The sequence below is a fragment of the Nocardia sp. NPDC046473 genome, from assembly GCF_040645995.1.
Classification (GTDB): Bacteria; Actinomycetota; Actinomycetes; order Mycobacteriales; family Mycobacteriaceae; genus Nocardia.
The window spans coordinates 337,462-350,447 of record NZ_JBEYZJ010000003.1 but is presented as its reverse complement, the minus strand read 5'-3'; the positions used below and the strand labels follow the sequence as shown (position 1 = coordinate 350,447).

Below are 12,986 nucleotides of genomic sequence, written 5' to 3'. Positions count from 1 at the left end.
ATCCATCCCCGCGCGGGCAGATTCGCATCGGGACCGGACGATTTCCTCCAGTGGGCGAATTCGACGCGATCGGGTAGCGTTTCGCACAGCTTCGACAGTGGCGCCGCGCGCGGGGGTCGGAGGACGTGTAGCGGCTCGGTGGTGGAGGGGGTCCAACCAAATTGCGTCCCGACGCCGATCCGGTGCCGCGGTTGACCGAGGTGGTGACCCGCAGGCTCGCTGCGGATCCCGCGGTGACACCGTCGGTCGCGCGTACCGTCCTGCGCGCCCTCGGTGGCACCGAGAACGATGATCGGGCAACCGAATTCGACGACGGCGGGATCTTCCTGCGCGCCATCCGGGTCCGCGGCTTCCGCGGCATCGGTCCGCAAGCCGAGCTGCAACTGCCGCCCGGCCCCGGCCTCACCCTGGTGGTCGGCCGCAACGGCAGCGGCAAGTCCAGCTTCGCCGAGGCCGCCGAGCTGGTGTTCACCGGCGGAAATCGCCGCTGGGACGGTCGATCCGCGGCCTGGCGGGAGGGCTGGCGCAACCTGCACGACGGCGGCACCGCCCGCATCGAGGTGGAGCTGCTCACCACCGGCACCAAGCCGCAGCTGACCATCGCCAAGGAATGGGCCGCCGACGCGGACCTGCCCGACGCGACCTGGACCGAACAGCACCCGCCCACCGCGCCAACTGAATTCGACATCGATCGCTGGGCCGGTCGGCTGGAGCTCTACCGCCCGTTCCTGTCCTACAGCGAGCTCGGCGCGCTGGTTGACGGCAAACCGAGCGACCTGTTCGACGCGCTGCACCAACTGCTCGGCCTCGACGAACTGACCTTGGCGCAGGAGCGAATTCGGATGCGCCGCCTGGAACTGGAACGCGCCGTGCGCGATTCGCGTCAGGAACGGCTCGAGCTGCTGGAGGCACTCGAGACGGTGGCCGACGATCGTGCCGTGCGGGTGAACGGCCTGCTCCGCCCCGCCCAGCCCGACCTCGCCGCGGTCGGGCGCGAGGTGATCGGCACCTTCGACGACCCGGACGGTCCGGCGGGCCTGCGCGCGATCGTGCGGCTCACCCTGCCGACTGCCGCGGAGGTAGCCCAGGTGGCCACCAGACTCGCGGAATGCGGCACGGCGCTGACCCTCGGCACCACCGCCGACGCCGAGGCCGATCTGCGCGTGCTGGAGCTGTTGCGCCGGGCTCGCGATCACCACATGGCGAGCGGCACCTGCCCGTGCCCGGTGTGCGGTCGCGGCGACCTGGACGACGCGTGGGCCCGCGAGGCCGACGCCTCGATCACCACCCTGGCCGCCAGGGTGGACGCGCTCACCACCGCACGCACCGAACTCGGTGATGCCCTGCGCGCGGCGCGTTCGCTGCCGGATCTCATTCCGCCGGAACTGGATTTCGACCCGCGCAATCCGCCGTCGGTGGACACGTCCGCCGTGCGCCGGGCCTGGGCCGACTGGGCCGCGCTCACGGCCGCCGATTACAGCACCGACCTGCCGGACCGGCTGCGCGGCGCGCACGCGCGGCTGGTCGACGAGCTCGATCTGGTGCAGCAGGGAACCCGCAAGGAACTCGACCGCCTCGACGAGGTGTGGACCCCGCTGGTGCCGCGCATCGTGAGCTGGCTGGAGGGCGCACGCGAGGTCGCCGCGCACGCGGCCGAACTGCGCACCGTCAAGAAGGCCGAGGACTGGCTCAAGTCCGCCACCGCCGGTCTGCGCGGCGAGCGGATGACGCCGCTGGAGACCACGGCGCGCTGGGTCTGGCAGACGCTGCGTCAGCAAAGCAACGTGGAACTCGGCTCGATCACCTTGCAGGGCAACGCCGGAACGGCCCGCAGGGTGCTGCTCGATGTCACCGTCGACGATGTGGACGGCGCGGCGCTCGGCGTGATGAGTCAGGGCGAGTTGCACGCGCTCGGGCTGTCGCTGTTCCTGCCGCGGGCCACGGTCGAGGAGAGCCCGTTCCGCTTCGTCATGATCGACGATCCGGTGCAGGCGATGGACCCGGCGAAGGTGGACGGGCTGGCCAGGGTGCTGGCCGCGGTCGCGTGGACCCGGCAGGTGGTCGTGTTCACCCACGACGAGCGCCTCGCCGAGGCGGTGCGCCGAATGCAGTTGGACGCCACCGTATTGGAGGTGCAGCGCCGCGACCGTTCGGTGGTCGAGGTGCGGGTGTCCAGCGACCCGGTCCGCCGCTACCTCGACGATGCCCGTGCGCTGGTGCGCACCCCGCAGCTGCCGCAGGCCATCGCCGACGAACTCGTCGCCACCTGCTGCCGTTCCGCGGTGGAGGCGGCGAGCCTCGGCCGGGCCAGACGCACCCTGCTCGCCGACGGCATGAACCATCGCGAGGTGGAGCGTCACATCGATGCGGCCCAATCCACCAGGGCCAAGGTCGCGCTCGCGGTGATGGGCGTCGGCGGCAAGGTCGATGATCTCAACAAGCATCTCGTTGCGCGCGAAGGGAAATGGGTGGTCGAGGCGCTGCGCGATGCGACCGCGGGCGCGCACGTGCCGATCGGCCGCAGCATGCGCGAATTGATCACCGAGACCGAACGATTCGTCGCGTGGCTCGGGAAATGACGGCGCGATGGCGATGACGCAGCGCGGGCCGCGCCGCGGACCGAACGGCGGGCGCGGTAAGCAGCGTGGACCGGCGAAAGGCCAGCGGCGGCCACGGCCGTCGGTGGCCGAGCGGCTCGACACGGTGGATCGGCTACTGGCCGGATCGGTGACCGATGCGGGCGGGCTGTGGTCCCGCGCCACCGCGTGGATTCTGCGAATCGCGTTGGAGCAGTGCGTGGATGAGCTGTGGGCGCGGCTGGCGCCCGCCTTGATGCGCTGCCCGATGCGGGCGCAGCTGATCGCGCTGCGCACCTTCGCCGGGCCCGAGGTGGCGGCGCAGGTCGCCGCGCTGTGGGCCGCGCTCTCGAGAGCTGCGCACCACCACGACTACGAACTCGCGCCGAGCGTCACCGACCTACGCCGCTGGCGCGAACAAACCGTCGCGATCGCCAAGGCCCTGTCGGCCGTCGAGGCGCGCTGAGCATCGACTACGTCGTCGGAATCGACCGGCTGGGCGGACCGCTCGCGGCTGGTCTGGCCGACCCGGCCCGATCTTGTTGCGGGCGGCGCGCAACAATCGAGGCATGAGTGGGACGCGGATGTGTCCGTGTGGCCGGGGCGAGGCCTTCGACGACTGCTGCGGGCCGGTGCTGAGCGGGAAGCGGGCGGCGGCGACCGCCGAAGCGTTGATGCGTTCGCGCTACACGGCTTTCGCGGTCGGGAACACCGACTATCTACGCCGATCGTGGCATCCGCTGACCAGGCCGGCGGAGTTGGCGCTCGACCCGGACCAGCGGTGGTTGTTCCTGGAAATACTGCGCACCGCCGACGGCGGGCTGTTCGACGAGACCGGGTTGGTCGAGTTCGTCGCGCACTATCGGGCGGACGGCACGCGCGGATCGCTGCACGAGGTCAGCAGGTTCCGGCGTGCCGAGGGTGCCTGGGTCTACCTCGACGGTGAGATCGAAGCCTGAGTAACGTGCCCACTATGTCCCGTGTCGCGATCGAATACTGCACCCAGTGCCGATGGCTGCTGCGCGCGAGCTGGATGGCGCAGGAGCTGTTGACCACCTTCGCCACCGAACTCGGTGAGGTGGCACTGATTCCGGGGACGGGCGGCGTATTCCGGATCACCGTCGATGCCGAGCAGATCTGGGAACGCAAGGCAGACGGCGGTTTTCCCGATATCACGGTGTTGAAACAACGGGTACGGGACCGGGTCGCACCGGACCGTGATCTCGGCCACGCCGATCGTCGCGACTGAACCCCGCCCTGGCAATACGACACCGGGGCAGGGCGTTGCTCAGCTGCAGCAGCCGCCGCCGCAGCAGCCGCCACCGGCGGGACGCGCGGCCTGGCTCGGCGCGGGCGCCGCATTGCCCCGGCTGACCGTGGCAAACGTGGTCAGTAGCTTGACTGTGTCGGCATGGCCGCTCGGGCAGGACGCCGGATCCGACGACTCCGCCATCGGGCGGTTCATCTCGAAAGTGTCCCCGCAGCTGCGGCACCGATAGCTGTAACTCGGCATCGGTCAAGCGTACCGCCGGGATCTCATAATGGTGCGTCGCGTTCCCAGGTCGTCAGCATGGACGTACTCTCGAAGAAGAGATCACGAGGTGCGGGACCCGCTGGAGCAAACCGGCAGCACACCGATGGGTCCCTGGCAGGAGGTGCGAGCATGACCACTCAGTTCGAAACGGAAGTGAGCGGCGCCGAGCCTATCGCCAGCACGACCTCGGGCGAGGTACGCGGACGCTGGGACGGCCCGGTGGCGGCTTGGCGCAGCATTCCCTACGCGGCGGCACCGAGTGGGGTCAATCGATTCATGCCGCCGCTGCCCGCGCCCGAATGGGACGGGACCAGGGATTGCGCCACCTTCGGTGATATCGCACCGCAGACCATGGGCAACATGGTCCCCGTCGATTCCGACCTGCGAATGGGCGAGGACTGCCTCTGGCTGAACGTCTGGTCACCGCGGCGCGACGTCGGCGACGTGGTGCACACCTTCGAGACGGGCGAACCGCGTCCGGTGCTGGTCTGGCTGCACGGCGGCGCCTACTGCCTCGGCACCGCGGCGCAGGGCATCTACGACGGACGCAAGCTGGCCGAGACCGGTGACGTCGTGGTGGTCACCGTGAACTACCGGCTCGGCGCGCTCGGATTCCTCGATCTGTCCTCGCTGCCGGGCCCGTTCACGCCGAATCTCGGGCTGCACGACCAGATCGCCGCGCTGGAATGGGTGCGCGACAATATCGCCGCGTTCGGCGGCGACCCGGGCAATGTCACGCTGTTCGGCGAATCCTCCGGCGCCGGTTGTGTCACCGCGCTGCTGACCTCGCCGCGGGCGGCCGGGCTGTTCCACAAGGCCATCGCGGAGAGCCCGCCGGCCACCACGGTGTTCGGTCAGGAGCGGGCGGCCGGGGTGGCCCGGCGATTCCTCGAGCTGCTGGAACTGCCCGCGCACCGGGCCATCGAGCTGCTCGACTGGCCGATCGAGAAGATCGTCGAGGTCGCCGGCATCCTGCTGGACGAGATCCCGTTGAAGGAGCCGGGCCGGTTGGCGGCGGCGCCGGTGGTGGACGGCGATCTGCTGCCGACCTATCCGATCGATCGGTTCCAGCACGGGCGCTCGCACCGGGTGCCGTTGATGATCGGCACCAACAAGGACGAGGCGTCGCTGTTCCGGGTGTTCCGTTCGCCGATCATGCCGGTGACCCCGGACGCGGTGAACGCGATGCTCAGCGATGTGGCGGCCAGTCACCCGGAGCTGTCGCACGAGCGGATCGCCGAAATCACCTCCGCCTACCCGGATCTGGACAAGACGCGCGGCGCGCTGGCCATGTCCGGCGACGCCGCGTTCCGGATGCCCGCGCACTGGGTGGCCGACGCGCACGCACAGCACTCACCGACCTGGATGTACCGCTTCGATCATGCGACGCCGATGCTGCGGGCGGCTCGGGTCGGCGCGGGCCACGCCACCGAATTACCGTACGTGTTCGGCAATTTCGGCTCGTTCAACCATGATCCGACGTTCTGGCTCGGTGGCCGCAAGGTGGCCATGGAGGTATCCGGCCGGATGATGCGGCGCTGGTTGGCCTTTGCCACGCACGGCGTGCCCGCCGCGCTCGACGGCTCGAAACATTGGCCGCCGTACCGCCCGTCCACCCGCACCACCCTGGTGATCGACACCGTCGACCGCGTGGTCGACGACCCGGACGCGGACCTGCACACCGCTTGGGGTGAGCAGGCGGTCGGCTTCAGCTGATCGGCGCCGCCGCTCGGTTCCCTTGACCCGCAACGAGATCCACGGATCGTGCGGAACCGGGCAGCGGTCAGACGGTGGTGGGTTCGGGGGTGCGAGCCCGGCGGCCGAGACGGACCGGCAGCTGCTCATATCCGTGCAGCGTGAACAACTTTCGCCGCCGCGGCGGTCCGTCGAGTTGCAGATCAGGGAAGCGGTCGAACAGGGCTTGCAGGGCGTAGACGCCTTCCATCCGGGCCAGGCTGGCGCCGAGGCAGACGTGCACGCCGGTGCTGAACGACAAGTGCTCCTTGGCGTTCGCCCGGCCGACGTCGAAGCGGTTCGGCTCGGCGAACACCGCGGGATCGCGGTTCGCGCCGGCCAGTGACAGCACGACGGTATCGCCCGCGCGCAGCTGGGTGCCGTCGATCTCCACGTCGCACAACGCCGTTCGCGCCGTCGTCTGGACCGGCGAGTCGAAGCGAAGCACCTCTTCGATGGCATTGGGCCACAGCTCGGGTTCGGCGCGCAGCCGCGCCAACTGTTCCGGGTGCTCGAGCAACTGGACCACACCGTTGCCGATCAGGTTCACCGTGGTCTCGAAGCCGGCGCCCATCAGCAGGCTCGCGGAGGCCTTGAGCGCGAACATGTCCAGCTCGCCCGCGGTGACCAGGGTGCTGAGGATGTCATCGCCCGGAGTGCGGCGCAGCCGCGCGATGTGTGCGTCGAAGTACTCGTTCATCACCTCCATGGCCCGCAGCGCGCGCCGGTGCGCGCGCCAGGAGATGCCGACGTCGAGCAGCGGTGTCAGCTGGTCGCCCCAGTGCAGGAACCGCTCCTTGTCCGAGTCGGGGAAGCCGAGCATTTCGGAGATGATCGCGATCGGGACCTGCGCGGCGAAGGCGGTGACCAGATCCGCGGATCCGCCGGACGGCAGCGCGTCGAGCAGTTCCGCGGTGACCGTTTCGACGCGGTCGCGCAGCCTGCCGATGGCGCGCGGGGTGAACGCGGAGGCGACCGGCTTGCGCATCCTGGTGTGCTCTGGCGGGTCGATCACCAGCATCGACGGCGGCTCCACCGGGTTCGGCGGCAGCGGGAAATACTTGGCCAGCTTCTGCATCGGGGCCGGGGTATTGAAACTTTCGGTGCTGCGCACGCCGAATCGGTTGTCGCGCAGGATGGATCGGCACAGCTCGTGGTCGAAGCTCGCCCAGGCGATGGAGGTGCGGATCAGCCTGCCCTCGCCGCGCAGTTGCTCGATGAGGGGATACGGATCGGCGAACCCGGTGGGCCCACCCATCAGTTCGGCGAACGGCTCACCACGTCGGGCCTGTAGGCGCAGCACGAGCCGGGGCGCGCCTTGGACGGATAACCAGCGGAACCAATACTGCGGCTTCATCATTCACCAACTCCGTCGTTGTGAGATATCTCCACCGTACGGAACCCGGCCAGAATGTGGAACGTCCTCTAGTCGGACTTCCGCCTATACCGTGGTAGGAGGAACCCGCCGAAATCCGCCGACAAATTCACCCCTACTGCCTCCAAACTACTGTGCCGAACCTTCCCACGGTTCGATTCGATCAGGCCCACCAACGCAGCCGCACATAGAGGGCGTGCGGCTGGGGTTCAGGCGCGCTGGGCGGTGACGCGTTCGGATTCGATGCGGCGGTCGCGGAGGGTGGGGTCGGGGTTGACCACCTGGACCAGGGAGGCGCCTGCGGCGAGTACGGCGACGAAGCCGTCGATCAGTTCGGCGGGGGTGTCCCAGGGGGTGCTGGACAGTACTCGGTCGCCCTCCGAAAACCCTTGGCGCATAGCCGATTTCTTTGCCTCGGCGAACACCTCCGCCACCGGCATGCCGTCCAGTGCGGCACCGGCGCCGCCGGGCAGGAACTGATCGCCGTGCACCCGCACGGAGGTGGCGAAGTCGGTGACGCCGATCGGCAGGTCACGCACCGGTGCGCCCATCGCGTCCAGGGACAGCGCGGCGACCTCGGCGATGCCGTCGGCGTCGTCGATCCGGTCGGGGGTCACCAGGGCCAGTTCGGCATCCTGGTCGGGACGCAGCACCACCTCGGTGCCGGCCCACCAGCAGCCGAGCAGCACGGCGGCGGTCTGCCAGTGTGCGGGCAGCAGCACCGCGATCCTGGCGCCGGGGCTGAGGCCGAACTCGTCGCGGATCAGGTTGGCCGTCTTGGCCGCCCAGTTCGCCAGGGTCAGCCCGGACAGCTCGATCCGAGCGCCGGTGGCGTCGTCGTAGTAGGTGACGCGCGGATTCGCTGGTTCGCGCGCGAGAATCGGATCGAGCACCTTCTCGGTGAGGGTGAGCGCCTGGTCGAATTCACGCATGGTCTAGTTCACGCATTTCGGTCCGTTCTGGCCTGCGTCGATCGGTGGGGCGGGCGGGACTGGCGTCGCGGTGGCGCTCGACGTTCCGGAGAAGTCGAACATGCCCCCGGCCGCCGAGCCCGGACCAGAATAGTCGCTCGCCAGCACCACGCTCACCGAATCCGGCGACAGCGTTGTATCCGCGAGCACCGGCAGCCCACCGAGCGCCTTGGCCACCGCCTTGGCCTTGGCGTCGGCGGTGTTCGCCGCGAGCACCCGGCTGCCGGTGACGCTGGGGCCGGTGTAGTTGCCGACCAGACCCTCGTGGAAACCCTTACTGCTCAACGCCTGCGCGACCTGACCGGCCAAACCGCCGACACCGCTGGCGTTGTACACGCTGACAGTCACCGTGCCCGGATCCACTGTGGGCTCATCGGATTCGGCGGACTTCCCGTCGACCAGCGAGCCGACGTAGGACTTCACCGCCTTGGGGTCGACCCGCACCACCGATTCGCCGCGGTCGGTCATGTAGTTCAGATCGGTGACCGGAATGGTCTCGAATTTCACCTGCCCGCCCGAAAGGTCCTGCAGCTGTTGCAGAAACGCGAGCACGTCCCAGTTGTCGTCGAGCACCACCGTGCGCCCGACGGCGTCGCTGAGCTGCTTCATCTTTCCGGGGTTGCTGAGCGTCTTCGTATTGAGCACCTGGCCGACCAGCTGCGCCATGAACACCTGCTGGCGCACGATGCGATCGAGATCACCGCGCGGCAGATTGTGCCGCTGCCGCACGAAGCTCAGCGCCGACGGGCCGTCCAGGCGCTGGCGACCCGCCGGGAAGTCGGCGCCGGACATCCATTCGTCGACCGGATTGTTCAGGCACACCTCGACCCCGCCGACCGCGTCGGTGAGCAGCACGAAGCCGAGCAGGCTCACCTCGGCGTAGTGGTCGACGTTGATGCCGGTGAGGTTGCCGACGGATTTGATCAACGCCTGGCGGCCGGCCTGGGTGGACTGCTTGTCCGCGTCGGCTTCCGAGACGCCCTGGTTCATCAGCTTCAGCCGCTGGGTTTCCTTGGTCGCGCCGTATGCCGAGTTGATCTTGCCCTTGCCGAGATCGGGAATGTCGACGTAGGAGTCGCGGGGAATGGAGATGGCGGTCGCGGATCGGCCGTCGTTGGGTATTCGGATCAGCACGATGGTGTCGGTGTTGGTGCCGACCTCGTCGCCCGCGTGCAGCAGCGCGCGTTCCCGATCGCTCAGCGGGTTGCCGTGCGCGTCGGTGCGGCTGTCGACACCGACCAACAGGATGTCCACGGCGCCGTCGCGCCCGCCGCCGAGGCCGAGGTTGCCGATCCGCTCGATATTGGAGATCAGGCTGTCGACGCTGTGCCAGGCGAAGCCGGTGATGACAAGCACCACCACGGCGAACACCGCGGCGAAGGCACGCAGCGGGCCACCCGCCGGTAAGAACGATTCAGCGCGACGCGGCCGGGTCACCCGGGACCTCCTGCGCCGCAGCTACTTTGTGTCCTCTCGACAACTCGACATCCTTTCGACAAGCTCGGGGCCTCTTTCGACAGCACGGGCTGAGTGACCACCCCACCTTTCTGTATCCCCCGGCACCCATACGGCAAACCCTTGTTCGCGGTGGGCGCCAGCCGAGGGCAACTGACTGAAGGCTAACGAATGGCGGCCCGGGCACCCGCAATCCGCAGGTGTGGCGGCGTGCCAGACTCGACCCCGTGACAGCTTCGACATCGTCCGACGCCGCCCGGCCCGCGCGCCTCGTCGTGACGGGAGCAGGCGGGCAGCTCGGGCAGGAACTGATCCGGCTCGCGCCCGCTGCCCGGGCCTTCGGACGCCGCGACCTCGATATCACCGATGCGGCCGCGGTCGCCGCCGTGCTCGAACCGGGTGATGTGGTGATCAATTGCGCCGCCCACACCGCGGTCGACCGGGCCGAGTCCGAGGTGGCGGCGGCTTTCGCAAGCAACGAGACCGGGCCTGCGGTGTTGGCCGCTGCTTGTGCGCGGGCCGAGGCCAGGCTTATTCAACTGTCCACCGACTATGTGTTCGCGGGTGTGCACGACCGTCCGTACGAGACCACCGATCCGACCGGGCCGGTCAGCGTCTATGGGAAGTCCAAACTCGCTGGTGAGCAGGCTGTGCTGAAGCTTGCCCCGGAGGCGCACGTGGTGCGCACCGCGTGGGTATATGCCGGGCGCGGAAGCGATTTCGTCGCCACCATGCTGCGGCTGGAGCGGGAACGCGACACCGTGAACGTGGTCGATGATCAGCTCGGCGCACCCACCTACGCGGCGGATCTCGCGGCCGCGCTGCTGGAACTCGCGGGTCGTCCGGACGCACCCCGGCTGCTGCACGCCACCAATGCCGGGCAGGCCACCTGGTTCGATCTCGCGCGGGCGGTCTTCGAAGGGGTCGGGGCGGATCCGGAGCGGGTCCGGCCGTGTGACTCGTCCGCTTTTCCGAGACCTGCACGGCGCCCGGCATATTCGGTGTTGTCGCACCGTGCCTGGGATGAAGCGGGGTTGACTCCGTTGCGCCAGTGGCAGGCGGCACTGGGCGACGCGCTGGCGAGGTTGTCCGACTAGGCTGTGCGGTCGTGAGTGAGCGCAGCGAGCGAACCATAGGCACGGCCGCCGAAGCGGTCACGACGGAGCCGAGCGTCAGCGAGGTGGAGTCGTGAGCGCGTCCGAATCCGCCCGTCAGGGGCTGGCCGTTGTCACGGTGACCTATTCACCGGGCGAGCATCTCGAGCACTTCATCACCACGCTGGCTGACGCCACCTCGGAGAAACCGCAGGTGATTCTCGCCGACAACGGGTCGACCGATGGCGTGCCCGAACTGATCGCCGAGGCCAATTCGCATGTGCGGTTGCTGCGCACCGGCGGCAATATCGGCTACGGCGGCGCGATCAACCGGGCCGTCGCCGAGATCGATCCGGACATCGAGTTCGTCGTGATCGCGAATCCGGACATCCGCTGGGGCACCGATTCCATCGACAAGCTGCTCGAGGCGGCGAAGCGCTGGCCGCGGGCCGGTGCGCTCGGCCCGCTGGTGCTGGAACCGGACGGCAGCGTCTACCCCTCCGCCCGCCAGGTGCCTGGTCTGCTGGACGGCGCGGGCCACGCGATCCTCGGCACGGTGTGGAAGACGAACCCGTGGACCCGCCGCTACCGTCAGGAGAACGAGCAGATCTCCGAGCGCGTCGTCGGCTGGCTGTCCGGGTCCTGCCTGCTGGTGCGGCGCGCGGCCTTCGATTCGATCGACGGCTTCGACTCGCGCTACTTCATGTACATGGAGGACGTCGACTTCGGCGACCGGATGGGCAAGGCGGGCTGGCACAACGTGTTCGTGCCGTCGGCCGAGGTCACCCACGCCAAGGGGCACGCCGCGGGACGGCACCCCGAGGTGATGCTGCCCGCGCACCACGCGAGCGCGTACCGATTCCAGGCCGACCGGCATCCGCGCTGGTGGCAGCTGCCGTTGCGGCTCGCGTTGCGGGCCGGACTTGCGGTGCGCTCCCGGATTGCGGTTCGATCTGCGCTGCGCCAACAGGCGCAAGAAGCGGGTCACTGAGCGCGCGACTGAGCGACAATGGGCGACGGGCCCGCACCTTGTGTCGGTGCGGCCCGGCGTGAACTGGCGTAGGCCGCGGGCCGATCGGCGCGTGCGCAACAATCGATCCACTGTGAACAGGGGACCTTGAATGGCAGGAAATGCAGGCACCGACGCCGTGATCCTGGTGGGCGGGCAGGGCACACGACTGCGCCCGCTCACCCTTTCGGCACCCAAGCCGATGCTGCCGACGGCCGGGTTGCCGTTCCTCACGCATCTGCTCGCCCGCATCGCCGACGCCGGGATCACGCACGTCGTGCTCGGCACCTCGTTCAAGGCGGAGGTGTTCGAGGAGCACTTCGGCGACGGCTCCGAGCTCGGCCTCGACCTCGAGTACGTCACCGAGACCGAGCCGCTCGGTACCGGCGGCGGCATCCGCAATGTGCTGCCCAAGCTGCGCGCCGACACCGTGATGGTGTTCAACGGTGACGTGCTCGGCGGCACCGACCTCGGTGCGGTACTCGATACGCACGAGTCGACGAACGCCGATGTCACACTGCACCTGGTTCGGGTGAGCGACCCGCGGGCCTTCGGTTGCGTGCCGACCGATGAGAACGGCCGGGTCACCGCGTTCCTGGAGAAGACGCAGGATCCGCCGACCGATCAGATCAACGCGGGCTGCTACGTCTTCCGCCGCGAATACATCGAGAAGATCCCGTCGGGCCGCCCGGTCTCGGTGGAACGTGAGGTGTTCCCGACGCTGCTGGCCGAAGGCGCGCGCGTGCAGGGGCATGTCGACTCGTCCTACTGGCGCGACATGGGTACTCCCGAGGACTTCGTCCGCGGCTCCGCCGACCTGGTCCGCGGCATCGCGCCCTCGCCCGCCCTGCCGGGACAGCGCGGCGAATCGCTCGTCCATCCCGGCGCCGGCGTCGCGCCGGGCGCGCTGCTCATCGGTGGCACGGTGGTCGGTCGCGGGGCCGAGGTCGGCGCGGGCGCCCGCCTCGACGGCGCGGTCATCTTCGACGGCGCCATCATCGAGGCCGGTGCCACCGTCGAACGCTCGATCATCGGCTTCGGCGCCCGCATCGGGCCGCGGGCCCTGGTGCGCGACGGCGTCATCGGTGACGGCGCGCAGGTCGGCGCGCGCTGCGAACTACTACGCGGCGCGCGAGTCTGGCCCGGCGTGGAAATCCCGGACGGCGGCATCCGCTTCTCCACCGACGTCTGATCGAAAGTCTTCGCGCAGAACATCTTTCGAGGTTCTGCGCGAAGAC

12 protein-coding genes are annotated in these 12,986 nt (G+C 69.1%); 8 read left to right on the top strand and 4 right to left on the bottom strand.

The features are described 5' to 3' along the window. Positions 1-161: 161 nt before the first annotated feature. The 4 genes from ABZ942_RS11700 (at position 162) to ABZ942_RS11685 (ending at position 3,825) form a co-directional block, all read left to right on the top strand. Positions 162-2,579 (top strand): AAA family ATPase, encoded by a 2,418-nt coding sequence (locus ABZ942_RS11700; protein ID WP_357380872.1) that lies wholly within the window; start codon positions 162-164, stop codon positions 2,577-2,579. 7 nt (positions 2,580-2,586) lie between these two features. Beyond that, positions 2,587-3,042 carry a hypothetical protein gene (locus tag ABZ942_RS11695; protein WP_357380871.1) on the top strand — a complete coding sequence of 152 codons (456 nt, stop codon included), beginning with the start codon at positions 2,587-2,589 and terminating at the stop codon, positions 3,040-3,042. 103 nt (positions 3,043-3,145) lie between these two features. Then, positions 3,146-3,535 carry a YchJ family metal-binding protein gene (locus tag ABZ942_RS11690; protein ID WP_357380869.1) on the top strand — a complete coding sequence of 130 codons (390 nt, stop codon included), beginning with the start codon at positions 3,146-3,148 and terminating at the stop codon, positions 3,533-3,535. Positions 3,536-3,549: 14 nt separating this feature from the next. Next, positions 3,550-3,825 carry a SelT/SelW/SelH family protein gene (locus ABZ942_RS11685; protein ID WP_357380867.1) on the top strand — a complete coding sequence of 92 codons (276 nt, stop codon included), beginning with the start codon at positions 3,550-3,552 and terminating at the stop codon, positions 3,823-3,825. A 39-nt stretch (positions 3,826-3,864) separates the two neighbouring features. On the opposite strand, the gene ABZ942_RS11680 is transcribed toward ABZ942_RS11685, so the two are convergent. Then, positions 3,865-4,089 carry a zinc ribbon domain-containing protein gene (locus ABZ942_RS11680; RefSeq protein ID WP_357380865.1) on the bottom strand — a complete coding sequence of 75 codons (225 nt, stop codon included), beginning with the start codon at positions 4,087-4,089 and terminating at the stop codon, positions 3,865-3,867. Positions 4,090-4,239: 150 nt separating this feature from the next. Here ABZ942_RS11680 and ABZ942_RS11675 point away from each other — a divergent pair, with 150 nt between their 5' ends. Further along, the gene (locus tag ABZ942_RS11675; protein WP_357380863.1) at positions 4,240-5,826 is read left to right on the top strand and encodes a carboxylesterase/lipase family protein; all 1,587 of its coding nucleotides are present in this window, start codon (positions 4,240-4,242) and stop codon (positions 5,824-5,826) included. Positions 5,827-5,893: 67 nt separating this feature from the next. On the opposite strand, the gene ABZ942_RS11670 is transcribed toward ABZ942_RS11675, so the two are convergent. The 3 genes from ABZ942_RS11670 to ABZ942_RS11660 form a co-directional block, all read right to left on the bottom strand. Beyond that, positions 5,894-7,201, bottom strand: coding sequence for a cytochrome P450 (locus ABZ942_RS11670; protein WP_357381869.1), 1,308 nt, complete (start codon positions 7,199-7,201; stop codon positions 5,894-5,896). Between the two features lie 227 nt (positions 7,202-7,428). Continuing rightward, positions 7,429-8,151, bottom strand: a complete 723-nt coding sequence (locus tag ABZ942_RS11665; protein WP_357380862.1) for a TIGR03089 family protein — start codon at positions 8,149-8,151, stop codon at positions 7,429-7,431. Positions 8,152-8,154: 3 nt separating this feature from the next. Continuing rightward, a complete protein-coding gene (locus ABZ942_RS11660) occupies positions 8,155-9,579 on the bottom strand; it encodes an LCP family protein (protein WP_357381867.1) in 1,425 nt (474 codons plus the stop codon). 293 nt (positions 9,580-9,872) lie between these two features. On the opposite strand from ABZ942_RS11660, the gene rfbD reads away from it, so the two are divergent. From rfbD to ABZ942_RS11645, 3 genes are all read left to right on the top strand, one after another. Then, positions 9,873-10,742: a dTDP-4-dehydrorhamnose reductase gene (gene rfbD / locus ABZ942_RS11655; RefSeq protein ID WP_357380860.1), complete on the top strand. Its 870-nt coding sequence runs from the start codon at positions 9,873-9,875 to the stop codon at positions 10,740-10,742. A gap of 91 nt (positions 10,743-10,833) precedes the next feature. Next, the gene (locus ABZ942_RS11650) at positions 10,834-11,730 is read left to right on the top strand and encodes a glycosyltransferase family 2 protein (protein WP_357380858.1); all 897 of its coding nucleotides are present in this window, start codon (positions 10,834-10,836) and stop codon (positions 11,728-11,730) included. Positions 11,731-11,860: 130 nt separating this feature from the next. Further along, positions 11,861-12,940: an NDP-sugar synthase gene (locus tag ABZ942_RS11645; RefSeq protein ID WP_357380856.1), complete on the top strand. Its 1,080-nt coding sequence runs from the start codon at positions 11,861-11,863 to the stop codon at positions 12,938-12,940. Positions 12,941-12,986 lie beyond the last annotated feature (46 nt).

Bases quoted from the DNA above. Each gene is read 5' to 3' on its own strand.
- ABZ942_RS11685 (WP_357380867.1), top strand. From the start codon at position 3,550: ATGTCCCGTGTCGCGATCGAATACTGCACCCAGTGCCGATGGCTGCTG.
- ABZ942_RS11645 (WP_357380856.1), top strand. From the start codon at position 11,861: ATGGCAGGAAATGCAGGCACCGACGCCGTGATCCTGGTGGGCGGGCAG.
- ABZ942_RS11680 (WP_357380865.1), bottom strand. From the start codon at position 4,089: ATGCCGAGTTACAGCTATCGGTGCCGCAGCTGCGGGGACACTTTCGAG.
- ABZ942_RS11665 (WP_357380862.1), bottom strand. From the start codon at position 8,151: ATGCGTGAATTCGACCAGGCGCTCACCCTCACCGAGAAGGTGCTCGAT.
- ABZ942_RS11675 (WP_357380863.1), top strand. From the start codon at position 4,240: ATGACCACTCAGTTCGAAACGGAAGTGAGCGGCGCCGAGCCTATCGCC.
- ABZ942_RS11695 (WP_357380871.1), top strand. From the start codon at position 2,587: ATGGCGATGACGCAGCGCGGGCCGCGCCGCGGACCGAACGGCGGGCGC.
- ABZ942_RS11670 (WP_357381869.1), bottom strand. From the start codon at position 7,201: ATGAAGCCGCAGTATTGGTTCCGCTGGTTATCCGTCCAAGGCGCGCCC.
- ABZ942_RS11690 (WP_357380869.1), top strand. From the start codon at position 3,146: ATGAGTGGGACGCGGATGTGTCCGTGTGGCCGGGGCGAGGCCTTCGAC.